Here is a 21,911-nt window from a genome sequence, read left to right as displayed (position 1 = left end):
TTTTGTTCCACGTGGTACGTTTTGGGAGGCTAGGAGCCTGCCTGCGTGGTGAAATTTCTGCTGCAGATTTGGGACGCAACAGGTGACCGGGCATGCGCCGCCGCCTGCGGTTTCGATTACGCCGCCGGGCAATCGATCAGGTGGATTTTACCCATGAGTATAGTTCACGACGGGCGCGCCCATATCCCTGCGGGATCGAGCGGCTCGACAATTCCGGCCCAGGTCAACGCTCTGTAGCCAATATCGCCTTGAACGACTTGCTTGCCGCCGACGGTGGCCGTGAGCGCGCAACCCGCGCCCATGAATTTCATAGCGTAGATGTGCAGGCCCCGGCGGCTATCCGCCGCCTCGGGGCGATATCGGCGGCGACCTTTGCGCCGTGGATTACAGATCCGGCCTAATCGTGGACCACCTGTAACGAGACGAACTCTTCCAGGCCATATTGGCCGAACTCGACTCCGAAACCCGATGCCTTGATGCCGCCAAACGGTATATCCGGTCGCAGCGCGCCATGTTTGTTCACCCACACGGTGCCGCACTCCAGTTGCAGTGCCAGTTCGCGCGCGCGTGCCTGGTCCGATGACCAGATCGATCCACCCAGGCCGAAGTCGAGACGGTTCGCTCGGGATATGACCTCGCCGATATCGTCGTAGCGAATGATCGGCAATGCCGGCCCAAACTGCTCCTCATCCACCAGCGCCATGCCGTCGCGCGCTTCGGCGACAAGGGTGACCGGATAGAAAAATCCGGCGCCTTCATTCCGTGTTCCACCCAGCAGGATCTTTGCGCCATCCTCTTTGGCGGCATCGACTAGCTTTGCCACCTTCTCAAGCTGCATCCGGTTCTGGATCGGACCAAGCAGGCTGGCCTCGTCCAGCCCATCGCCGACCGCCACCGTTTTGGCATAAGCGACCAGTTCGGTACAAACGGCATCGTAGATATCATTATGTACATAGAGGCGCTTCAACGCGGCGCACGTCTGTCCGTTGTTCAGGAACGCACCCCAAAAGAGGCCCTCGGCGATCGTCGCAGGATCGCAATCCGGCAGAACAATCCCCGCATCGTTACCCCCCAGTTCAAGCGTCAGGCGCTTCAGCGTAGAAGCGGCGCTTTCCATCACCTTCTGCCCGGTCGGGGTGGAGCCGGTGAAGGTGATCTTCGCGATGTCAGGATTGGCAGTGAGCATAGGCCCGATTGCATCGCTGCCCGCCACCGCGTTGAGCACCCCGGCAGGCAGCACCTGCTGGAGCTTCTCGACGATGCGGAGCGTGGCGAGCGGGGTGTAAGGCGACGGCTTGATAACCACGGTGTTGCCGGCACGCAGAGCTGGCATGATATGCCAGATCGCGATCATCACTGGCCAGTTCCACGGCGTTATTGACGCGACCACGCCAAGTGGCCTGCGCTGCACGGTGACATTGGCGCTCGCATCATCCTGGATAGTATCTACCGATAGCTGGAGAGCCGCCGTTGCCCTGGTCCAAGCCACCGCGCCGCCGATTTCAAAGCGTGAGCCCATGCCGCCAAGCGGCTTGCCCTGTTCAGAAGTGAGCAAACGGGCAAGCTCTTCGGTATGCTCTTCTATGACATCGGCGCATCGGCAGAGCAGTTCCTGTCTATCAGCGTCTGAAAGCGCCGCCCAAGCGGGAAAGGCGGCTTTGGCGGCTGCGACCGCCGCAAGCACTTCTTTTTCGCCGCCGCCATCGACCGTGCCGGCAGGCTGCCCGGTCGATGGATTGATTACGGTCATCGGATGCCCCCCGCCGATAGAGGCTCCGCCGATCACTGCGCCCGCGACTGTCATCGCAACTCTCCCGTTCAAGCTGGCTGGTAAAAAATCTGCCGCCAGCAAAATTCTTCAGTTTACCCGAAATACACAAACACCCAGGATCAGCGATTTCCCAAAAGCAGATCCATGGCCTTTTCTGCTACTGCGATAACAGGCGCGTTCGTGTTGCCGCTGGTGACGTGCGGGAAAACCGACCCGTCGATGACGCGCAGCCCGCTGATTTTATGAACGCGTAGCGACAGGTCGACCACCGAGTCGGCCGGGTCCGTGCCCATTCGGCATGTTCCGACGGGATGATAAACCGTCTTGCATGTCCGCCGCACCCACGTTTCCAGATCAGCGTCGGCGTAAACCGGCGCGCCGCCAGCGTCGAAAGATGTCGGCACGGGAGAGAATGTCTCTGGCGCTACTGCTTGCAGTGAGGGTGAATGCGCGATCTTCAGCGCGGCCTTGGCCGCACGAATCTGTCCAGCGACATCATCGGGATGACCCAGCAGATTGGCGTGGATCTTCACCATGTCGTGGGGATCACGGCTGGCCAGCCTCAATCGTCCTCGCGCCTTGGGGCGCAAATGGCCGACCTTGAGCGTCAACCCGTGGCGATAGTTATTCGTGATACCGTCAGGGTCGTCCCAGCGGTCGAGCAGGGGAAGGAAATGAATTTGGGCGTCTGGGCGCCCATCCCCGGCGGTATCGATAAACGCGCCGGCTTCCAATATGTTCGATGATACTACCCCGCTTCGAAACAACATCCATTCCACGCCGTTTCGGAGCGCTTTCAGACCCTTGTCCTGCCCATCGAGAGTTGTGGGTGCGGGCGTCGCAGAGTTGACGGACAAATGCAGGTGGTCATGGTAATTTTCACCTACCGGCAGATCGGCGACGGGCGCGATGCCCATTTGTTGCAATTCTCTTTGCGGCCCGATGCCAGAGAGCAGAAGCACCTTGGGACTGCCGATGGCGCCGGCGGCCAGTATGACTTCAGCCCTTGCAAAGACGGTGACCGGCGGACCGTTCTTACGGCTATAGACGACGCCGGTGGCACGCCCATCCTCGATGATGATCCGCTGTACCAAAGCATCAAGTTGCAGGTCGAGGTTCGCACTGTTCGCCACCTGTTTCAGGTAGGTTTGGGCGGTGCTGGCGCGTTCCCCGTTTCGCGTCGTGGTCTGATACCAGCCGGCACCCTCCTGGGATGCGCCATTGAAATCGACAACATAGGGCAGGCCGCTTTCCTGCGCCGCCCGGATAAACGCCATGGACAGGGGGTGGCGGAAGCGGTTCTCGCTGACCGGCAGGGGCCCGGAGGTGCCATGATATTGGTTCGACAGGCTTTCATTTGCCTCCGAACGAATGAAATAGGGCAGCAGGCTGTCATAGTCCCAGCCGGTGCACCCATATGCGTCACGCCATCCGTCGTAATCTTCGCGCTGGCCGCGAATATATATCATGCCGTTGACCGACGAACTGCCGCCCAGAACCTTCCCCTGCCCGACGAACATGCGCCGGTTCAGTGTCGGCGCTTCCGCTTCCGTTTCATAGGCCCATGTCTTGGTGGGAATGACCCGCGGCACGCCTGCGGGCATCCGAATGAATTTATCGTCGTCCGATCCGCCCGCTTCCAGCAGAAGCACCTTGGCGTTCGTCCGCTCGATGATGCGGCAGGCTGCAACGCAGCCTGCCGAACCGGAACCAATGATGATATAGTCATAGCTATCTGGCATGATCTACCCTTTGGCGCTGATCAGAGCGAGAAATCGGCGCGCAGGTACCATTCAGCCGGCCGTGCGTAAGTTCCTTCGGCAAAGCCAACACTCGCCGTGTTAAATCCTGCGATCAGGTAACGTTTGTTGAAGATGTTTTTGCCGCCGATCGTCAGCTTCAATCGTTCATCGGCAGTGGTGTACGCGACTGACGCATTGGTCAGATTGACCGGCCCCTGCTTCAGCAAGGGTGTATTTTCGGCATCATTGTATACGGTCGTGCGATAGCTGTTGTTTGCGTTGAGATCGATGCGGCTGCCCTGGGAAAGGCGAATTGTATAATTAACCGACCCGCTCAAAGTCCATTCCGGCGTTTTCTGAAAGCGTGCGTCCAGCCCAAAGGGGGCTGCACCCGCGGGAAAGTTCAGTTCGGTATATTCAGCATCAAGATAGCCTACCGATGCACCCAGGCGCAGATCCGGCGTCGGCAAAGCGTCCAGCTCCGCCTCAAACCCACGTATCCTGCCCTTTGCTGCATTTTCGTTCGCCGGGGTGATGCCCCGTTGTACGACCACTTGAATATTCGTGTAGTTGTTCCAGAAACCTGCGAGATTCAGCCGGACTTTCCGGTCGAACATCTGCGTTTTCAGGCCCACTTCGTAGTTGTCAGCCTTTTCCGGCTGGAAGGTCAGTGAAGGAAGCCCGACATTACCTGGAAACGCCGGATTATATGGTGCGGTTAGCCGGGTGGTGAAGCCCCCGGACTTGAAACCCTGGCTGAAGGTCGCATAGGCGAACAGATCATTGGTGATCTGATAATTCAAGCCCGCCCGCACAGAGAAGTTGGTGAATTTCAGCCGTTGCGTTCCTTCCGGGCCCAGGAAGCTGTGGTCGGCGCGGGGGAAAGCTTCCGGCGGCAGGATGATGTCGAAGAAATCAGTTAGATTCTGCTGGTTGAGGTTCAGCTTTTTGACCTCGCTCGTATATCGTCCGCCCAGCACGAGATTAAGGCGATCCGTAACGGCGACATTCATTTCGCCGAACACAGCCCAGTTCTCGGTTTTTTGCTTGTTTGGCCCAAAGATCTGCAACAGGCCCTGACCCAATGGCACAAAGTCGGTCTGCAACGCGCCTTCGCGGAAATAATATGCGCCCAGCGTATAGGTCAGGATGTCGAACGATTTCGCATTGAGTTGGAATTCCTGGCTGAACTGATGCTGTTTGATGGCGAAGGTAGTCTGGTCGATGTCGAGCGGCGATCCGTCCACATCGGTGCCAAATTTTGCACGAAGTTCACGATAGGCCGTAATGGACTTGATCGATGCAAGCGGCGACAATTCATAGTTCAGCGTAAGCGCGCTGCCCCAGGCGTCGATGTTGGAGAAATTGGCCCCGGTTGCGTAGGTCTTGTCCTTGTCTCCAGTCAGGAAGCGATCGTCATAAAGCGGCAGGTCGTTGTTCGGATTGGCATCGACATTCGCGCCATAAGGAATATAGGCGGACACCGCGCACAGCGGCTGGGGCGCCAGGGCCAACAGGCAGCCATTATAGACGGCGGACAGAGAATTGATGGGGTCGAGCGATGCGCTCAGCAATGTATTGGGTGGCGCTGCATCGCGCGTGCGCACATAGTCGCCCGCCAGCGTCACGGTCAGAGCATCGCCCTGCCAGCGGAACTTCCCGCGCAGCGTCTGGTTATTTTCCGCGCCGGCTTTTCCTGTGCTGTTCTTATCGGCGACGAGAATCTGGCCCAGCTGGGATCCCGTGGTTCCAGGCAGTCCTGGGAAGGGAATGCGATCAACATAGCCGTCGCGGCTGTTGGTGAGGAAGGAGAAGATCGCTCCGGCATTGTCGCTGATCGGTATATCCAGGGTTCCGCCGGTGCGGATCTGGTTGTAACGGCCATATTGCACCATGCCCTTGAAGGCGAATTCGCCGCCGGGATCGCGCGTGGTTACATTGAGCGCGCCGCCAATGGTATTGCGGCCGAACAATGTGCCCTGTGGCCCTTTGAGCACTTCGACGCCACTCACATCCATCAGGTCGGTAACGGCGCCCACGGTGCGCGCGATATAGACGCCGTCCACATAAACGCCGACGCCGGGATCGGTGTTGACGGCAAAGTCGGACTGGCCAATGCCGCGCACGAACGCCTGAAAGGCCGATGCTGCGCCGGAAAAGGACGACGTGGAATCGAACACGACGTTGGGCACCGTTTGCGCAAGCTGGATGGTGTCCGAAATACCGCGCGCCGTTAGCGTATCGCTGTTGAATGCAGAAACGGTGACGGGAACTGTCTGGAGATTTTCGGAACGGCGCCGGGCAGTAACGACAATGTCGGACAGTCCGGTCGCGTCGCCGGTTTCCTGAACCTGCGCCGCTGGGGGCGAGCTATCCTGCGCCCATGCGCCACCCCCTGCAAACGCCAGGGCAGTCATGGCGACACCCGAAGCGTAGCGAATCATTCTATTCATGTTTCTCTCCCCTCAACATTCAAATGCTGTTTTGTGCAGCCTGTTGACTTCGGATATCGCAGGGAAGCAATGCGTGCTCGGCCCCAGGCGAACCAAATTAGGACTGAAGCGTTCGGTGAAGCCGCTGCCGGCCGATAAACTTGACAAGGCAAAACAAACTGCGGCCTACTCCGCCGAAAGCAGGGACAACCGTGGGGAGGACGTAATGGCAGGGTTTTCGGCTTTGCGTCTGGATGAGTGCACTAAATCACCCGTTTTGATCGAGCGATTTGCAACGAGCAGCGTCGAGTCTGAGCAACGGCTGACATTTTGGAACGACCTGACCAATCAGACCTTTACCGGGCTGACAATTGATGCCGACCATCCGGATTCCTTCTCGGCCAGCCTGGAGCGTATTCGCATCGGCGACATTGCTATCGCTGAAGCTGCGGCTGCAGCGTCGCATGTCGTCCATACCCGTGATCATGTGAGGAATAACGCAGACGATCCCCATTTCCTGCTGCACTTCCAACTTTCGGGGCGGAGCATCAACAGGCAGGGTGGCAAAGAAGCCGTGCTTCAGGTGGGCGATTTCGCCATGTGCGATACCACCCGGCCATATATGCTGGGCTTTGCCGAACCGGCAACCTTCCTGGTGGTGCGCTTGCCTGCGGCCCAATTGCGCCGGCGGTTTCCAACAATTGACGATGCCGTAGGTTTGAGAATCCCAGGCGTGTCGGGACAAACCGCGCTGTTTCTATCCTTCCTGCGCTCCCTCCAGGCGCAAGCCGGACAAATAGAGTCCCACGAAAACTGGAATGGGATGGCGTCGGTATGCGCGGAATTCGTCGCAATGTGCGCCGGACCCATGCTGGCCCTGGAACCGGCCGCAAAGGAAGGAAGGTTGGAACGGCGGGTTATCCAGTGCGCCGAGATCAATTTTATGTCGCCTGGCTTCGGGGTACAGCAAATTGCTGAGGAAACAGGATTGTCGCTCCGGAATATACAGAAAATATTTGCAATGCGCGGCACCACGCCGTCGGCTTATATCTTGCGCTTGCGCATTAACGAAGCCGCGAGGAAGTTGGAACTGACCGATCGCTCCATTACAGAAGTCGCAATGGATGTAGGATTTAATGACCTGACTTACTTCGCACGCAGTTTTCGCACCATTTTTGGATGCACGCCGCGCGAACATAGAAAACGATCCCCGCACGCTTTTTCAAACAATCTTGCCGGATAGAGCGTTTTCGAAGCAGCCGGTATCACCTGCTGACTCGGAAAACGCGTCAAATCAAAAGACTAGCGCAGCCGATCCGATGCAACCGGATCGGAACCTGCTCTGGTGCAGCGGTCTGCGCCCTTGTTATGCCTGCGGCTTCCGATCTCAGGACGGCCTGAGCTTCAACCGGTATCGAATGCCCGCTGCTTTTTCTGGCCGGCCTTCTCGCTGTTCAGTGCGCTGGCATCCAGAACAATGGCGTCGATCCGCCGAAGCATGGACACGAAGCGAGCAAGTTCGTCCTTGTCGAAACTCTGAAAAATCTGGCGCTCGATCTGGAGCGCCTTCGGCGCGATCGATGCATAGAGTTTACGGCCTTCTTCGCTCAACACCAACAAATGGGATCGCCGGTCATCCGGGTTGGGCGAACTTCGCAACAGGCCGCGTTTGGTAAGGGAAATTGCGGCCCGGCTGACCGTCACCTTGCCCATTCGAGTCAAAGCGCAAATTTCCTGCTGGGTGATGCCATCCTTCTCCGACACCCACGCCAGGATACGCCATTCCGGTATCGTCAGCTGGAACATGCTCTCATAGATGGCCGCGATGGTATCGCTCACAAGACCGGAGGTGAAGGACAGCCGGTAGGGGATGAAGGCGTCGAGCTGAAGCGATGTAGCAACCATGTGCATATAGTAACATTTGACACCAGTGCGGCAATCCCGCATATTAGTCTCATATGTTACCATATCAACGGCCGATCTGTCTGGCGGTTGACGCGTGGGAGGCGGGAAAACTGACATGAATGATCAACGCGACGCGACTGCAGGCACGGCCGCCCCCGGTGCGGGCGGTTCACAGCCTTTCATGGTTGGCTTCGGCAATCATTTCGCGACCGAGGCGGTTCAGGGCGCCTTGCCCAAAGGGCGTAACTCGCCGCAGCAGGTTCCCTATGGACTTTATGCCGAACAGCTCTCGGGCACGGCATTCACCGCGCCGCGTGCTGAAAATCGCCGGAGTTGGCTCTATCGTTTGCGGCCGACTGCAAACCATCCCGCGTTTAAGCCTTATCAACGCGATTCGCTCCTGCGGACCGGCCCATTTTGCGAGTCACTCGCGACGCCGAACCGCTTGCGGTGGGACCCGCTTCCCATCCCGCAAGAGCCAACCGACTTCATCGACGGCCTTGTCACCTATGGCGGCGCTGGCGATCCCGCTGCGGCTACCGGGCTGGGGGTGCATCTCTACGCCGCCAATATGCCGATGGAGCGCCGGGCCTTCGCCAATGCCGACGGTGAACTCCTGATCGTACCGCAGATGGGTTCCCTGCACATCACGACCGAGCTGGGGGTGATGACGGTCAAACCGCAGGAGATCGCCGTCATTCCGCGTGGCCTTCGTTTCCGGGTTACCTTGCCGGACGGGGTCGCCCGTGGTTATGTATGCGAAAATTATGGCCCGCTTTTCCGGCTGCCCGATCTCGGACCGATCGGCTCCAACGGGCTTGCCAACCCTCGGGATTTCGAGACGCCGGTCGCATGGTTTGAGGATGATGACCATCCGTTCGAGATCGTACAGAAATTCAGCGGCAGCCTCTGGACGACGCAACTGCCGCATTCGCCCTTCGACGTTGTCGCATGGCATGGGAATCTGGCCCCCTACCGCTATGACCTGCGCCACTTCAATACCATGAGCACGGTCAGCTTCGATCATCCGGATCCATCGATCTTCACGGTCCTGACCTCCCCTACCGACACGCCGGGAACCGCCAATTGCGACTTTGTCATCTTCCCCCCTCGCTGGATGGTGGCGGAGGCTACCTTCCGTCCGCCCTGGTTCCATCGTAACGTGATGAGCGAGTTCATGGGCCTGGTCCATGGCGAGTATGATGCCAAGGCGGGCGGGTTTGCGGCCGGCGGCGCCTCGCTTCATAACTGCATGTCTGGCCATGGTCCCGATCGGGAGAGTTATGAGCAGGCCGTGCGGGCGGACCTGCATCCGCACAAGATAGAGGAAACCATGGCCTTCATGTTCGAAACGCGGTATATTTTCCGGCCGACACATTTTGCCAGCACCACCCCGCTTGGCCAATCCGACTATGACGATTGCTGGAGCGGATTTCAAAAAGCGCAGATTCCACCTGCGGACAATCTGAGAGGTGGAGTGGCGTGACCTTTCCCTCAATTGACGAAACGCATGACCCGGAGCTCACAAGCTGGGTCGAAGGCGCCGGCGGTCACGATGACTTCCCGATCCAGAACCTTCCGCTCGGCATTTTTTCCGTGGGTGGCGATACCCCCCGTCCGGGTACGGCGATAGGCGAGTTCGTCCTCGATCTGCCGGCAGCTGCCGAGGCGTCGCTCCTGCCCCAAAATCTGGCCGCCCTGCTCATGGCGCCGGATCTCAACGCGCTGCTGGGCCGCGGCCCTCAGGCCCGTCTCGCGCTGCGTAAAGCGTTGAGCGCCCTGTTAAGTGATCCTGCGCATGCTCGCACGGTTAGCCCGTTGCTGCATGCGGCCGCCGACTGCACGCTCCATCTGCCTGCGGCGATTGGCGATTATACGGACTTTTACGTCGGGATTCATCACGCAACCAATGTGGGGAAGCTCTTTCGTCCCGACAATCCGCTGCTTCCCAACTATAAATATGTTCCCATCGGCTATCACGGACGCGCCTCGTCCATCCGGCCGTCTGGCGTGCCCTTGCGGCGTCCCGCCGGTCAGCGCAAACCACCGGACGCCGAAGCACCCGTGTTCGGGCCGAGCGTCCGCCTCGATTACGAACTGGAACTCGGCCTGTGGATCGGCCCAGGTAACGAGCTGGGCACGCCCATCCCGATCGCGCAGGCCGCCGATCATATTGCAGGTTTTTGTCTGCTCAACGACTGGTCGGCACGCGACTTCCAGGCGTGGGAATATGTGCCGCTAGGTCCGTTTCTCGCGAAGAATTTTCATTCGACCATTTCGCCATGGATCGTGACTGCGGAGGCGATGGCGCCCTTCCGCACCGCGCAACCCGCCCGGCCTGCCGGTGATCCATCCCCCCTTCCCTATCTTCTGGATGAAGCCGACCAGAAGACCGGCGCGCTCGCCGTCGATCTGGAAGTCTATCTGGCCAGCGCCAAAATGCGGCAAGCCGGCCTGCCCCCGCAGCGGCTCTCGCACGGCAATGCCTGCAACATGTATTGGACGGCGCAGCAGATCGTCACTCATCATGCGTCCAACGGCTGCAACCTGCGACCGGGGGACCTGCTCGGCACCGGCACCATCTCCGGGGCGTCGCCTGACAGTTATGGCAGCTTGCTGGAACTGACCGGAGGAGGCGCCAAAAGCCTGGCTTTGCCGACCGGAGAAGAGCGCACTTTTCTGGAGGACGGGGACGAACTGCTGCTGAAGGCAATCGCCCGGCGAGATGGATATCGCTCCATCGGATTTGGCGAGTGCCGGGCCATCGTTCTGCCCGCGCCATGACGAACCCCGTCCTTCACGGCTACTGGCGATCCGGCGCGGCCTATCGCGTCCGGATCGCCCTCAACATGAAGCAGATATCCTATGCGCAGGTGTCGCATGACCTGCGCATAGGAGAGCAGCACGACCCTTCCTTTCTCGCAATCGCACCGCAAGGGCTGGTTCCAGCGCTGGAAATCAACGGCGTGATCGTCAGCCAGAGCCCGGCAATATTGGAATGGATCGAGGAGCTTTGGCCGGCGCCGCCGCTGCTGCCGGCCGACGCCGCCGGTCGCGCCATCGTCCGCGCCATGGGATCGCTGATCGGATGCGATATCCACCCTCTCAACAATCTGCGGGTGTTGAAAGCGCTGCGCCACGATCTTGGCGCCGATGCCGCGCAGGTTGATGCATGGATCGCGCGTTGGATGGGCGATGGTTTTACGGCCCTGGAGACCATGGTCGAGCGCCATGGTGGTGGATTTGCCTATGGCAGCCACCCAACATTCGCGGACTGTTACCTCGTGCCCCAACTCTATTCGGCGGAGCGGTTCGGTGTGGATCTATCCGCTTACCCCAAACTCGTGGCGGCGGGGGCCAGGGCATCGGCGCTTCCCGAATTCCAGGCGGCGCATCCCTCGGTTCAGCCGGATGTCGGCCCGGCATGACCAAACGGACCGCTTCTGGCGGCTGATCCAGCGTGCCGGCGGCCGCAGCATCATCTACGCCGGCGTCGCGCCCGGTGGTGCTGCGGCCAGGGCGATCGCCTCCAGCACCAGCGAAGTATCGCCCAACTGGTTGGCAAGAAGCAGGATCAACTTGGCGTTGATCCTGTCGCTCTCCGCCGCGGTCTTTCCCGCATGCAGATCAATCAAGGACTGATATATCCGGTCGTGATCAGATAGATTGGATTCAAGGATCATTGACATTGGGTCAGCCCTATCGCTTTATCCCGCGCTCTTGCGACCAAGCCGGCATCCGGCCGGCGCCAGCGCGCACAAACATATTGATCCGGCCGCACCAGGCATGCATTGCCCGGCTTGATACCCAGCCGCCGCGCCGCGACGCCGGAGCTGTCCACCGCGGCAAGATCGAGTAAATCGACGCCATCGGGCGCCGCCGCGATCGCGCCGCTCGTGATCAGGACGAACCGGCTGCCGAGCCGTTCCAACAGCCAGCCGCAATCGAGCGGAGCATCGAGCATCGGATGGCCGGGCGGCACGCCCTCGCCTTCCCAGTCATCGGCATCGATCGTATTGAGCCGGCTTTCCGGATAGCTGACCGCCGTAGACAGGCGCCCCGAATTAACAAAGGGTCTGGCGAAGGGATAATCGGTTGCCAGTTCCAGCACTGCATCGCGAAAGGCGTGGCTGATCGCGCTCTTGGGAGTGAGAAAATCGGTTGATCGCGTTGAATTGAGGATATTCTCGTCCGCAGTGACGATAACCTCATAGTCATAGCTTTCCAGAAGGCGGACATCCGCCTTGCCCCCAAGCACCAGGTCCATCTTCCACCCCAGATTGTCGATATCGGCGAAGCCGCCATTGCATCCGCGGGCGCCGAAAGGCGAAACGAGATGCGCGCTGTCGCCTGCGAAGATCACCCGCCCGTGAACAAAGCGCGCCATGCGGCGGCACTGAAAGGTGTAGACGCTATACCATTCGGGCTCATATTCGACATCATCGCCCAGCATCGCCCGCACCAGCGGATCGACATTTTCCGGTTTGATGCAGGCTTCCCGGTTGATGTTCCAACCCAGTTGGAAATCGAGACGCCAGACATCGTCGGGCTGCTTGTGCATGAGTACCGATTGACCGGGATTGAAGGGCGGGTCGAACCAGAACCAGCGTTCCGACGGACGTTCCTCCTTCATTCGGATGTCCGCGATCAGGAAATTGTCCTCGAATACCCGTCCCTCAAAGTCCAGCCCGAGCATGGCTCGCACTGGCGACTTGCTGCCATCGCAGGCGATCAGCCATTGAGCCGCTATCGTGTAGGATCCCATTTCCGTGCGGACGCCGACATCCACCCCGTCGGCATGAGGTTCGACCGACACGGCTTCGTGGCCCCAGCGGATGGTGACGGCCGGCAATTCCGCCAGCCGTTCCAGCAGCAGATCCTCCAGATGATATTGCTGGATGTTGATGAAGCCAGGCATCTTCTGCTGCTTCACAGGAAGCATGTCGAACTGATAGATCGGTTCGCGACTGGATTTCCAGAACACCTTGCCGACGTTCCAGACCACGCCTTTGCTGACGGCCTTTTCCCCCACGCCCAGACGGTCGAGGATGTCGAGCGAGCGCTTCGAAAAGCAAATCGCCTTCGATCCTGCCGGCACGAAGTCGAACCGGGCGAGGACGATGACCTCATGCCCCCTTTGGCCAAGGTCAATCGCTTGCGCCAGACCGACCGGGCCAGACCCCACGATCACGACAGGCGCTTTCTCTTTCCCCGCACTCATAGGAAGCGGGGTGGGTTCCATTTCCCGCCACACATGCACGGCCTTACGCATACGCGCGCTCATGACCGGTCAGCCCTGAAGTTCTGCCCAGACCGCCCGGTCCAGATCCATCGTCCAGATTTCGGGCCAGTCCTTACCGTCCATCTCGTCCCACAAGCGCTTGACGTCGAACGGCAGGCAATGTTCGAAGATGGGCCAACGCCCGAACTTCGGTTCCAGTGCAGCGTGGCAGGCGTCGAAGGCTTGTTTGAGCGTTCCGCCCTGGCGGTGGACAAGGCCCGTATTCTCGATCATCGACTTCAGGAAATCGCGCGTCTGCTCGACCGCCCGATCGGTTGCGTCAACGCCGCGCGCCACAGCGCCGCGGCCACCAACCAGATTGGTCGACCGGAACGCCTTGACGGCGTCGAGCGTGTCCGATGACCAGTCGAAATGAAATGCGTCGCCCGTGTACAGCGCCGCTTCCGCCTCAACCAGATCACCGGCGAACAAGGTCCCCGATTTCTCATGCCAGACCACGATATCGCCGGCGGTGTGCCCGCGTCCGCAGAATTTGAGTAGCAAATGACCCCGGTCGCCGCCCAGTTCGATGCGCATCTCATCTTCGAAGGTGATCGTCGGCCGCGTCAGTCCCGGAATTTCGTCCGGCTCCTTGAACAGGCGGGGCATCCGGCCGAACTCGCTGGCCCAATCCTGCAGACCGCGCTCTTCGATCAGCCGCCGGGTCCTTTCGCTGGTGATGATGTTCTCCGCGTCGAACGCGCTCGCGCCCAGCACGCGAACCGCGTGATAATGTGTCAAGACGAGGTGCTTGACCGGCTTTTGCGTATGCTGGCGCAATTGCTTCAGCCAGTCCCTAGCGGCTGCAGGCGTCGCGCGGGCCTCTATGCAGACGATGAAATCCTCGCCCTCCACCGCCCCGACATTGGGATCTCCTTCCGCAGTCAGCGCATAGACGCCGTCGGCCAGAATTTCCAATGTCTCCGTCTTCGGCTGCGTATCCGCGGAGGACGCAAAGGGCTTCGACATCATATTCTCCTGAACATTCGTGAATCTTTCGACGACTGGATAACCGAAACGCTTCCCCCTGTGTGTCCATCGTTCTATGGACAAGATGGACGAACCGGTTGGCCGTCTGGCAAAGCAAGGAGGAGGATGTGCGTGGGTTTGGCATTCGGCCGCTGAGCGCCTTTGCCGGCGGGTCGCTAATCGATCTTGCCGGCTCTCCGGTTTTTGGACCAAAGCTGCTCGAAGCTGCCCGTTCGCTCGTTGATGTCGATGAGATATTCGGATACCGGACGACGCAGGGCGGCAAGCCGGTGCCGCTGGTCAGCGCCAGTTGCTTGGACAAACAAGATATTCGCGTATACGGATACTTGCAGCGTTTTTTCCGGCACGATCCGCTGATGTGTGAAGCCCATGCGCTGCCACAGGAAACCGGCTTTGTGCACCATGTGAATAGCTGCGACATCGTCGCTCCCGACTATCGCAGGATATGCTTCGAACAGCCCAGTTTCTTCGAAAAGTTGAGCTTCGGCTGGCGTGGACGGGCCGAGACGCTTGTTCTAAGTTTTTACGTCAGGTCATGCACCGACGATGCGGCCGCCGCCCGATTGGAGAGCCTCGCGGATTTGGCGCTTGCCGCGCTGAACAGAAGGGTCCGTTGCACGGATCCCGCTGATTTTGTGGAAATGTTGGAAGGCCGCATCGCACTGGAATTCAAGGGGCTCACGCTCAGGGAGCGGCAGGTCCTCGCCAGATCGATCGCGGGATGGACGGCTGAAGCGATAGCCGACTCGCTCGGCATGCGTTCGGGCACGGTGCTGACCTACCGGCAGCGTGCCTACGACAAATACCAATTGCGTTCGGCTGCCGAATTTCTCCCTTCTTTGATGTAGGAGCGTTGTCCAGCAGGCAAGAAGTAACGGTCCGCTTGCCCGTGGGCACCGATGAGACCGGATACGCTAAAGCAGACTGATTGGTTGCCACCTCATTTCCTGCTTGCAGACGAGCCGAATCCCTCTGTTCGATCAGGTCGTGATTTGCGGTGCGAACTCGTGCTTGACTATCAGTGGTACTTGAACGTCGTTCAACCAGTTGGACGCCATGGTAGCGGTGTGAGGGAATGTTTCATCATATCCAGGAAGCAGGCTCGCCGCGTCCGCCCATGTCGTGCGCTCAGCAATGCGACCACATCGGCCTCGGGCGCCCTCCGATCCGGCAGAATTTGTACCAGGCTGGTAGCCGCAATGTCGCTTGCGACATCCCATTCCAACCGGACGATGATGCCAAGGCCGGCGATGGCCCAGAACCGCATGATCGTTCCGTCGTTCGTGGCCAGGAAAGTACTTACGCGAATTGTTCCTACCCATGATCTGGGTGAGAAAAGCGCCGCAGCGTCACATCCTCGTCGTTCTCACTCGTGGCCACGAATGTTCGCCGATTTCGAATGGAGACCGGCCTCAGCCAGCAAGATTTTGCCTATGAAATCTAGATGGGACAGAACCTATTTCGGCGGGATTGAACGCGGCGAGCGCAACGTCTCGATCAATATCGAGAGGATCGCAAAGGGTCTAAAAATTCAGCCGTTCCTCTTATTGGTTGAGGCTGATCCCAAGGACAAATCCAAGGGCGAGCTCCCGACCGGTAGTCAGGATTTTCCCGGCGCCTATGATGCGCGCGTCGTGAGCGAGTTGGTTGGCTGCAAACTGATCCAGCATTAGCAGCCAGTGCTCTTATGGCCGTCAACAATCGCGAGCGAGGTGAACGTCGCAACGTTACGAAGTGGAAACCGAAGTTCTCTAAGTGGAGACATGACTTTCGTCCCAAAGGCTGCTGGATTGATCTCGCTGTAGATGCTGCCGCGATCCTCTGCGATCATGTCACTTGGTTGATTGATACTGTCTAGATTCTGCATTGAACTGAGTGTCACATCAAAAACGCAACATTTACATGTCTACAAATATGTCTAAAAAGGACGTTCTCACTGATTAACGGGTCGATCCTCATGGCAGACGAAAGCAAGTCCGACATTACCGCGCTCACTGTTCAACTTTTGAGCGCATTCGTATCCAAAAACACGGTTTCCAGCGAAAGTCTTGCTGAGCTGGTCAAGGCCACGCGAGCCGCGTTGACAGAAGACCTCTCGCCGGCGGCCAACGAAGCGCCAGCACAGGAATTTGTGCCAGCAGTTTCCGTCCGCAAGAGCTTGTCCTCACCAGATCACGTCATCAGTCTCATTGATGGCAAGCCCTATAAGACGCTGAAGCGGCATCTTGCCACGCATGGGCTGACACCAGAACAATATCGCGAACGCTACAAGCTGCCCAAGTCCTACCCGTTGGTGGCCGCGAGCTATTCAGATGCGCGTCGCGCTGTAGCGGAGAGGCTTGGTCTTGGCAGGAAGCCGGCCGCCGCTTCTGTTCCCACAAATGTCCCGGCTGTTGAGGCACCGGCTGCTGCCGAGAGCAAAAACGCTGCCGGCAAAGCACCTGCCAAGGCCGCAAAGCCGAAGGCGCCCGGTGCATCGGCTGAAAAGGGCGAAGTAAAGGTGCCTGCAGCCGCCAAGGCCGCCCCCCGCAAGCGCCTTTCCATTGCATTCTCCAAGGAAGAAAAATCTCCCACTCCGCCCATTGAGAAAGCGGAGAGCCCGGACACTGTGATGAGCGGGGGTAACAAGACCGCCAAGCCCAAGGCAAGCGCCGCGAAGGCAATGCCTGCGCCCAAGGTCAAGGCCGCCGACAAGCCGAAATCGTCGAAAACCACTACAACGGCCGCTGCTGCAAATGTGAATGCAAAGGTACCCGAGCCAACAACTAACTGATCGAAGGATGTGCAGCCCTGCGATCGAGTGGGGCTGCACATCCTTTTTGGGGACAATTGCCTGACGGCGAATCTGATGGTCGCATCGCCCTCCCAGCCTCTCTGGACACCGCAGCGGCCTTTCCGTTAAGCGGATCCGATGCCGCAAGAACTCAGTCTTGCAGTTGTCGGCGCACTGCACCCCAACCCGGACGGCACGAACCGGCAGTTCGAAATCCGCATGCTCAATCCCGGCGATGCTATTTCGCTGGTGCAGGAGCCCAACAACAAGGCCGACAGCTCCGCCGTTGCGGTGTTCTCATTCCGCGGATTGCAGATCGGTTATCTATCGGCTGAACGGTGCGGCTGGATTGGCTCCAAAATTGGTGAAGGTCAGGATGTCCGCGCCATTTTCCAGGCTGCGACGAAGGACGGTGCAATCATTCGGGTGCATCTCGATGGCGGCACCCCCACCCTACCGCCGCGGCCACCTGAACCAGTCACGACCGAAGACGAATTGCATGAGAGCAAAGCCGACCCGGATTGCGGCTTCTGGCCGGATTATATTCCACCGGATGATTGAAGCGGGCCGATCCGACGGGGCCTCACTCTAGTGCACGCGGCCTAAAGCTCTCCTCGCCTCCGGCGTGATCGTGTAGACCGCCTCCCGCTGCGCGCCGCGGTTCACGTGATCGACACGATACCCCTTATAGTGGCGCCGCAGTAAACCCGCCCGCACCAGGTCCGACGCGGCGCGGCTGATGCTTGTCCGTCCGGACCGCAAGATCCGCGCTTTCACCTCATCAGCGAGCACGATCTCCGCGGCAGCAAGATCCTCCGGCAGTTGACCTTTGGCGACCAGGTCCACGCGCACCGCTTCAATAAGCGTGCGCCGCCGACCGTCACGCTGCGCCAGCGGAATCAACGCCTCGCAGAGCCAATCGCGTACCGGAAGCAGGGCGCCGCCATAGCGGACATAAGGTCCAACGCTGTCACCCTGGCCTACGGCCTTGTAGATGAGGTTCAGCACCATGAAAGCATAACGGGGTCGCTTGGAAACCTGCGAAATACGTTCGATGAGATCAGGCAGCGAACCCAAGGTGGACGCTGCTTCATAGGGTGCGAAAAGATCGGCCTGCTGGAACATATCAGGAATCTAGCACAAGCTGCCCGCATGTGAATCCCCTGCACCAGTGGCAAACGACAAAAAACACACGTGTCACTTTATCGTGAGGCGCAGGGCTCTCTCGCCTGGCAAATCTCGTTGCCCAAAGTGGAAAATCCGATAGATATGGCGCTCCATTTTTTCGGAGATCTTCATGAACAATAGCGCTCTCGCCGAAGCCATCGCGACCGAGCATGGCCTTAGCAAAGCCGACGCCCGCAGCTATGTCGACGCGGTGTTCAATGCCATTGCTACCGCCGCTGCCAGTGGCAATGAGGTGAGCTTGAATGGCTTTGGCAAGTTCAAGGTGAAGGATAGCCCTGCTCGTGAAGGCCGCAATCCTGCCAATGGTCAAACGATCCAGATTGCAGCGTCAAAGAAGCTGACGTTCACGCCTGCCAAGGCTGTCAAGGACCAGCTGAACGGCTGAGAAAGGAGCGCCGCCGGACGCGCCGGCGCTCTATCTTCGATCCTGGTGTCACTTTTTCGAAGCGGGTAAAGTGACACTTCTGGCATTCAGTTGGTCGGTGCCAGTAGCTTGCGCGAGGCCGCTGATTGCACTTTCTGCAATCGCCCTGTCGCCGTTCGCAGTTGTCGAAGGCAAGGTGCGATGCGAAAGGAGGCCTGCCTTTCAGGCATCCTCTCCTAAGACTTAGTGGGCTGGTCGTTCGATCGGCCCTTTTTTTTCGCCTGGCCTGCCCGGATCACATAGGCTCCGTGGCCGATCATTTGCCGCACAGCCGCTTATCGCGATCCTTGGGGAGCATGCCGCGCTGAGGCTTAAAATTTGGCGGGCATAAGCCCCGCCGATGCATCATCGACCAGCACTTCAAATCCGTTCGTTATTGCGGTGACGGCCCTCCGCGGCGAACAAGCGTCCAGTTGACAAGCTCGCTCTCCTGTTCTCGGCTTCTAGCTGAATGCAGGGAGACACATCATGCAACGGATAATGGCGTTGGGCGCGGCGATCGCGGCAATCGCTAGCCCGCCCACGCTCGCGCGAGACAATTCGGCTCGCGCAGTGCAGCTGATTAATCTGACGGGCAGCCCGCCAAACGCCGCTAAGCAGCCAAGCTCGGCTGCACAGGCTGAAAGCCCGCACCGCGCCACCGCCGAGCCCAAAATCGCGTCCAGTGCTTTGGCATTCCGCGTTCATGACCTCAGCCGCCGTTGGGTAGAGTTCCAGATGGCAAGCAGCCTTGCTGAACCTCAAGAGCCACCCGTCCCGGCTAAGCTTGCCGTCTCTATGACGGACGGTCTCGTCATCCCTGCCTGGATGCGCGGTGGTTCTCCGTTCCCCTCGGCCAGTTTGCCAAGCGATATGTCTGGCTGTCACCCGCTGCGGTACCGTCCAACCGGCTTCCTCACTCCCGACGCAGAAAGCAGACGCCAGACCTATTTTGCGCTCATGAGCAGGATCGCCTGCGAACATGGCCTTCCGATCGGCCTCTTCGACGCCATGATCATCCAGGAGAGCCGCTACAATCCGCTCGCGCTTTCCCCCAAGCGCGCGTTCGGCCTCGCGCAACTCATGCCGGGTACCGCCGCAATGCTCGGCGTCAACCGGTTTGACGTGATCGAAAATCTCCGCGGCGGCGCCAGATATTTGCGCAGTCACCTCGCTCAGTTCGGCCGCTATGATCTCGCGCTAGCGGCCTATAATGCAGGTCCAGGAAACGTCCAGAATGGCCGGCTACCTCCATTCCGCGAAACGCGCGGCTATGTCGCCAGCATCCTTGATTTTTGGCAGAGGCTGAGCGGACCAGTCCAGGCGCAGCCGAGATTGTCGCGCACTTCAGGAGCGAGAGTCAGCCGTAGCGCCGCGGTGTCAACCTTCTGAAGCGGGCGTCAGTCTTCCCCGAGCGCAAATTCATCGCGGATGCGGCGGCGCCGGTCTAGCTCGGCGAGCACGCGCTTGATCAGCAGTTCGGCCAAGGGCCGCGACCATTCCCTTCGGAACTCCACGCCTTCCAGCTCGGGCGTATTCAGCATCATCTCCGGGAAGGTCGCATTGAACTCCATCAGAAACGCATAGAAGGCGTCAAAGCTCTTATCGTGCGTCATGTCCGCGGTTTCCCGCTTCTTGGCGCCGGCCCACGCATGGATCATTTCAAAACCCAAGGCGCGCAGGATGCCGATGAATTCCGGTAGCTGCATGATGACGCGCTTCGCCGGCTGCCGATGCAGGATGATGCCGAGACGGCTCTTGGAGATTTGGGAGCGGATCGCAAGATCCCGCAGCGTCATTTTCCGCTCGTCCAGCATGCCGTGAATCACTGGAATGTAGCGGTCCATTTCGGCGAAAACCGCAGAATGTTGGCCCTCATCCCGTACACTAGCGTCCATCACTATGCCCCTGTTGCGAACTGATCGCAACTCGCAAAGCATATCATTGGGCCCGTGGCAAGACCCCATTCCTGCAATAAACTGTTGATTCTAGGTCAATATGAAGTTGATTTGATGTCACTATTTGGTTTCCATCGCGTCAACCAAAGACACCGCGGTGTGCTCAATTACATAGTCGATCAGCATCACTGTGACGGCTTGAGCCTCGCTGATATCCTGGCCCAGATGCTCGGCGATGATTGTCTTGTGCAGCTGGAATGTTTCGTGATCCGCCTCCGGCAGATCGAGCCGCACCGGCAAGGTTGCGTCACCACTGGCGACGACGAGATAATCCCGCAGGTCTGTTGCCGAAGTCTGCGTGATCGCGCGGTCATGATTATGAAGTCGATTGGTGATGATGGAGGTGACTGGATCCTCCTTTTTTGTTTCCGACGAGAAGAGCTTGAAGCTTGCGAGGGCAAGTCCATGAAGGGGAACTGAGATCTCGAACTTCAACGCGACTTTACCCGATGTCATTCTCAGTCCCTACATCCATGAGCGATATTTTAGTCTATCGTTTCAACACCATGCGAGCATGTGTCTCCGGGCCGATTCGGCTCGGCATTACATCGCCCTGCACAACTCTGATATTCGGTCCCGAATGCTCGGACAAGCGGTCCCGGTCGCCGGGACAGCCGTTTTAACCTTCGGGACAAGCTGTCCCGGCTACAAGGACGCATGACGACTTAAGACCGCCTGAACAGAGTTTTTTTCTCGACCCTCCATCTATCGGGTCGGCTTTCCCTTGGCGAATGAAATCCGACCGCCGCAATCTCCTTCTCGGCACGAATGATGTGCCGTCCTTCAATAAGGAAATTGCTTATGCAGTCTCTCAAGAAATTCGCTCGAAAGAGCGAAGTCGCAGCGCTTGGCATGGCCACCTGCGTTATTGGCATTGCGGCCATGGCCTCCCCTGCCTTTGCCGGCGCTGACGCCACTTTTGATACCGCCCTCAATCAGTTCACCGGCTTTCTCGAAGGCTCGGGTGGCAAGATCATCACCGTCCTGTCTCTGGCGGGCGGCATCGTCGGCTTGGCCAGCGGCCGCTTCAGCCTCGGGCAGGTTGCCATCCCCGTGGGCGTTGGCGTGGGGGCCGGAACCGGCATCCCGATCGTCACCTCGACGGTGACCGCGACGATCTGACGCATTTTGGCGGGGCCGGCAGTAGCAGCACCGGCACTGCCATGGGGGTGGTGTTATGGCCCAGGATAAATATGTCATACCTTCTCATCTAGACGATCCTGAACTGATTGGATTGTGGACAGTAGATGAGTTCCTGGCGATGGTGGCTCCCTTCATCTGGGGGATCCTGTCTCAGCACATCATCATTGGCATAGCGTCTGGCGGCGCTGGCTGGTGGGGATTACGAAAGGCTAAGGCAGGCCGCACCGCCTCGTGGCTGTTGCACCTGGCCTATTGGCATCTTCCGTCCGGACTTACCGGGCTGAAGGCCACACCACCTTCCTATCTCCGCCTGATGGCAGGGTGA

Annotated in this window: 22 protein-coding genes; 12 read left to right on the top strand and 10 right to left on the bottom strand. The window is 59.1% G+C overall.

Translation table 11 applies throughout. The features are described from left to right. Nucleotides 1-397: 397 nt before the first annotated feature. From ACZ51H_RS18275 to ACZ51H_RS18265, 3 genes are all read right to left on the bottom strand, one after another. On the bottom strand, nt 398-1,804 hold the full coding sequence (locus ACZ51H_RS18275) for an aldehyde dehydrogenase family protein (protein WP_464803590.1): 1,407 nt from the start codon (nt 1,802-1,804) through the stop codon (nt 398-400). A gap of 86 nt (nt 1,805-1,890) precedes the next feature. After that, nucleotides 1,891-3,513, bottom strand: coding sequence for a GMC family oxidoreductase (locus ACZ51H_RS18270; protein WP_464803589.1), 1,623 nt, complete (start codon nt 3,511-3,513; stop codon nt 1,891-1,893). 20 nt (nt 3,514-3,533) lie between these two features. After that, nucleotides 3,534-5,966, bottom strand: a complete 2,433-nt coding sequence (locus tag ACZ51H_RS18265; RefSeq protein WP_464803588.1) for a TonB-dependent receptor domain-containing protein — start codon at nt 5,964-5,966, stop codon at nt 3,534-3,536. Nucleotides 5,967-6,081: 115 nt separating this feature from the next. Here ACZ51H_RS18265 and ACZ51H_RS18260 point away from each other — a divergent pair, with 115 nt between their 5' ends. Beyond that, the gene (locus ACZ51H_RS18260; protein ID WP_464803587.1) at nt 6,082-7,188 is read left to right on the top strand and encodes an AraC-like ligand-binding domain-containing protein; all 1,107 of its coding nucleotides are present in this window, start codon (nt 6,082-6,084) and stop codon (nt 7,186-7,188) included. A gap of 161 nt (nt 7,189-7,349) precedes the next feature. On the opposite strand, the gene ACZ51H_RS18255 is transcribed toward ACZ51H_RS18260, so the two are convergent. Further along, nucleotides 7,350-7,751 carry a MarR family winged helix-turn-helix transcriptional regulator gene (locus ACZ51H_RS18255; protein WP_464803586.1) on the bottom strand — a complete coding sequence of 134 codons (402 nt, stop codon included), beginning with the start codon at nt 7,749-7,751 and terminating at the stop codon, nt 7,350-7,352. A 280-nt stretch (nt 7,752-8,031) separates the two neighbouring features. Between ACZ51H_RS18255 and hmgA the strand changes: the two genes are divergently transcribed. Genes hmgA through maiA form a run of 3 tightly spaced genes read left to right on the top strand, consistent with a single transcriptional unit; the run spans nt 8,032 to nt 11,278 of the window. Continuing rightward, nucleotides 8,032-9,336 carry a homogentisate 1,2-dioxygenase gene (gene hmgA / locus ACZ51H_RS18250; protein WP_464803714.1) on the top strand — a complete coding sequence of 435 codons (1,305 nt, stop codon included), beginning with the start codon at nt 8,032-8,034 and terminating at the stop codon, nt 9,334-9,336. Continuing rightward, nucleotides 9,333-10,634: a fumarylacetoacetase gene (gene fahA / locus ACZ51H_RS18245; RefSeq protein WP_464803585.1), complete on the top strand. Its 1,302-nt coding sequence runs from the start codon at nt 9,333-9,335 to the stop codon at nt 10,632-10,634. Before hmgA ends, fahA begins: the two co-directional genes overlap by 4 nt. Next, complete coding sequence (gene maiA / locus ACZ51H_RS18240; RefSeq protein ID WP_464803584.1) at nt 10,631-11,278, top strand: maleylacetoacetate isomerase; 648 nt, start codon at nt 10,631-10,633, stop codon at nt 11,276-11,278. The genes fahA and maiA overlap by 4 nt, the downstream gene beginning before the upstream one ends. Nucleotides 11,279-11,332: 54 nt before the next feature. Here the strand turns inward: maiA and ACZ51H_RS18235 are convergent, their stop codons facing one another. From ACZ51H_RS18235 to ACZ51H_RS18225, 3 genes are read right to left on the bottom strand one after another with little or no spacing between them, the layout of a single operon-like run. After that, nucleotides 11,333-11,533: a DUF2783 domain-containing protein gene (locus ACZ51H_RS18235; RefSeq protein ID WP_464803583.1), complete on the bottom strand. Its 201-nt coding sequence runs from the start codon at nt 11,531-11,533 to the stop codon at nt 11,333-11,335. After that, complete coding sequence (locus tag ACZ51H_RS18230) at nt 11,530-13,134, bottom strand: FAD-dependent oxidoreductase (RefSeq protein ID WP_464803582.1); 1,605 nt, start codon at nt 13,132-13,134, stop codon at nt 11,530-11,532. The genes ACZ51H_RS18235 and ACZ51H_RS18230 overlap by 4 nt, the downstream gene beginning before the upstream one ends. A 6-nt stretch (nt 13,135-13,140) precedes the next feature. Then, nucleotides 13,141-14,103 carry an MBL fold metallo-hydrolase gene (locus tag ACZ51H_RS18225; RefSeq protein ID WP_464803581.1) on the bottom strand — a complete coding sequence of 321 codons (963 nt, stop codon included), beginning with the start codon at nt 14,101-14,103 and terminating at the stop codon, nt 13,141-13,143. Nucleotides 14,104-14,390: 287 nt separating this feature from the next. On the opposite strand from ACZ51H_RS18225, the gene ACZ51H_RS18220 reads away from it, so the two are divergent. From ACZ51H_RS18220 to ACZ51H_RS18205, 4 genes are all read left to right on the top strand, one after another. Continuing rightward, nucleotides 14,391-14,969, top strand: a complete 579-nt coding sequence (locus ACZ51H_RS18220) for a helix-turn-helix transcriptional regulator (protein ID WP_464803580.1) — start codon at nt 14,391-14,393, stop codon at nt 14,967-14,969. A 402-nt stretch (nt 14,970-15,371) separates the two neighbouring features. Beyond that, nucleotides 15,372-15,794, top strand: coding sequence for a hypothetical protein (locus ACZ51H_RS18215; protein ID WP_464803579.1), 423 nt, complete (start codon nt 15,372-15,374; stop codon nt 15,792-15,794). Between the two features lie 284 nt (nt 15,795-16,078). Further along, nucleotides 16,079-16,894: a Ros/MucR family transcriptional regulator gene (locus ACZ51H_RS18210; RefSeq protein ID WP_464803578.1), complete on the top strand. Its 816-nt coding sequence runs from the start codon at nt 16,079-16,081 to the stop codon at nt 16,892-16,894. 138 nt (nt 16,895-17,032) lie between these two features. After that, complete coding sequence (locus ACZ51H_RS18205; protein WP_464803577.1) at nt 17,033-17,455, top strand: HIRAN domain-containing protein; 423 nt, start codon at nt 17,033-17,035, stop codon at nt 17,453-17,455. Nucleotides 17,456-17,482: 27 nt separating this feature from the next. On the opposite strand, the gene ACZ51H_RS18200 is transcribed toward ACZ51H_RS18205, so the two are convergent. Then, nucleotides 17,483-18,019 carry a hypothetical protein gene (locus ACZ51H_RS18200; RefSeq protein ID WP_464803576.1) on the bottom strand — a complete coding sequence of 179 codons (537 nt, stop codon included), beginning with the start codon at nt 18,017-18,019 and terminating at the stop codon, nt 17,483-17,485. Between the two features lie 172 nt (nt 18,020-18,191). Here ACZ51H_RS18200 and ACZ51H_RS18195 point away from each other — a divergent pair, with 172 nt between their 5' ends. Together ACZ51H_RS18195 and ACZ51H_RS18190 are read left to right on the top strand one after the other, a co-directional pair. Next, a complete protein-coding gene (locus ACZ51H_RS18195) occupies nt 18,192-18,467 on the top strand; it encodes an HU family DNA-binding protein (RefSeq protein ID WP_464803575.1) in 276 nt (91 codons plus the stop codon). 507 nt (nt 18,468-18,974) lie between these two features. Further along, a complete protein-coding gene (locus ACZ51H_RS18190; protein ID WP_464803574.1) occupies nt 18,975-19,877 on the top strand; it encodes a lytic transglycosylase domain-containing protein in 903 nt (300 codons plus the stop codon). Between the two features lie 8 nt (nt 19,878-19,885). Here ACZ51H_RS18190 and ACZ51H_RS18185 read toward each other — a convergent pair whose 3' ends face one another. Further along, a complete protein-coding gene (locus ACZ51H_RS18185) occupies nt 19,886-20,332 on the bottom strand; it encodes a hypothetical protein (protein ID WP_062121728.1) in 447 nt (148 codons plus the stop codon). Nucleotides 20,333-20,503: 171 nt separating this feature from the next. Then, a complete protein-coding gene (locus ACZ51H_RS18180; RefSeq protein WP_464803573.1) occupies nt 20,504-20,899 on the bottom strand; it encodes a hypothetical protein in 396 nt (131 codons plus the stop codon). Nucleotides 20,900-21,295: 396 nt separating this feature from the next. Between ACZ51H_RS18180 and ACZ51H_RS18175 the strand changes: the two genes are divergently transcribed. Beyond that, nucleotides 21,296-21,565, top strand: coding sequence for a hypothetical protein (locus tag ACZ51H_RS18175; protein ID WP_443019038.1), 270 nt, complete (start codon nt 21,296-21,298; stop codon nt 21,563-21,565). Between the two features lie 55 nt (nt 21,566-21,620). After that, nucleotides 21,621-21,911, top strand: coding sequence for a type IV conjugative transfer system protein TraL (gene traL, locus ACZ51H_RS18170; RefSeq protein ID WP_062121731.1), 291 nt, complete (start codon nt 21,621-21,623; stop codon nt 21,909-21,911).

This window comes from Sphingobium sp. TomMM15 (assembly GCF_055397045.1).
This window is presented reverse-complemented; position numbering and strand designations above follow the sequence as displayed.

What these genes read in the sequence shown, in the direction of transcription:
- ACZ51H_RS18275 (WP_464803590.1), bottom strand. Translation starts at nt 1,804, where the DNA reads ATGACAGTCGCGGGCGCAGTGATCGGCGGAGCCTCTATCGGCGGGGGG.
- ACZ51H_RS18270 (WP_464803589.1), bottom strand. Translation starts at nt 3,513, where the DNA reads ATGCCAGATAGCTATGACTATATCATCATTGGTTCCGGTTCGGCAGGC.
- ACZ51H_RS18265 (WP_464803588.1), bottom strand. Translation starts at nt 5,966, where the DNA reads ATGAATAGAATGATTCGCTACGCTTCGGGTGTCGCCATGACTGCCCTG.
- ACZ51H_RS18255 (WP_464803586.1), bottom strand. Translation starts at nt 7,751, where the DNA reads ATGTTCCAGCTGACGATACCGGAATGGCGTATCCTGGCGTGGGTGTCG.
- hmgA (WP_464803714.1), top strand. Translation starts at nt 8,032, where the DNA reads ATGGTTGGCTTCGGCAATCATTTCGCGACCGAGGCGGTTCAGGGCGCC.
- maiA (WP_464803584.1), top strand. Translation starts at nt 10,631, where the DNA reads ATGACGAACCCCGTCCTTCACGGCTACTGGCGATCCGGCGCGGCCTAT.
- ACZ51H_RS18235 (WP_464803583.1), bottom strand. Translation starts at nt 11,533, where the DNA reads ATGATCCTTGAATCCAATCTATCTGATCACGACCGGATATATCAGTCC.
- ACZ51H_RS18230 (WP_464803582.1), bottom strand. Translation starts at nt 13,134, where the DNA reads ATGAGCGCGCGTATGCGTAAGGCCGTGCATGTGTGGCGGGAAATGGAA.
- ACZ51H_RS18225 (WP_464803581.1), bottom strand. Translation starts at nt 14,103, where the DNA reads ATGATGTCGAAGCCCTTTGCGTCCTCCGCGGATACGCAGCCGAAGACG.
- ACZ51H_RS18215 (WP_464803579.1), top strand. Translation starts at nt 15,372, where the DNA reads ATGGCCCAGAACCGCATGATCGTTCCGTCGTTCGTGGCCAGGAAAGTA.
- ACZ51H_RS18210 (WP_464803578.1), top strand. Translation starts at nt 16,079, where the DNA reads ATGGCAGACGAAAGCAAGTCCGACATTACCGCGCTCACTGTTCAACTT.
- ACZ51H_RS18205 (WP_464803577.1), top strand. Translation starts at nt 17,033, where the DNA reads ATGCCGCAAGAACTCAGTCTTGCAGTTGTCGGCGCACTGCACCCCAAC.
- ACZ51H_RS18200 (WP_464803576.1), bottom strand. Translation starts at nt 18,019, where the DNA reads ATGTTCCAGCAGGCCGATCTTTTCGCACCCTATGAAGCAGCGTCCACC.
- ACZ51H_RS18195 (WP_464803575.1), top strand. Translation starts at nt 18,192, where the DNA reads ATGAACAATAGCGCTCTCGCCGAAGCCATCGCGACCGAGCATGGCCTT.
- ACZ51H_RS18190 (WP_464803574.1), top strand. Translation starts at nt 18,975, where the DNA reads ATGCAACGGATAATGGCGTTGGGCGCGGCGATCGCGGCAATCGCTAGC.
- ACZ51H_RS18185 (WP_062121728.1), bottom strand. Translation starts at nt 20,332, where the DNA reads ATGGACCGCTACATTCCAGTGATTCACGGCATGCTGGACGAGCGGAAA.
- ACZ51H_RS18180 (WP_464803573.1), bottom strand. Translation starts at nt 20,899, where the DNA reads ATGACATCGGGTAAAGTCGCGTTGAAGTTCGAGATCTCAGTTCCCCTT.
- ACZ51H_RS18175 (WP_443019038.1), top strand. Translation starts at nt 21,296, where the DNA reads ATGGCCACCTGCGTTATTGGCATTGCGGCCATGGCCTCCCCTGCCTTT.
- traL (WP_062121731.1), top strand. Translation starts at nt 21,621, where the DNA reads ATGGCCCAGGATAAATATGTCATACCTTCTCATCTAGACGATCCTGAA.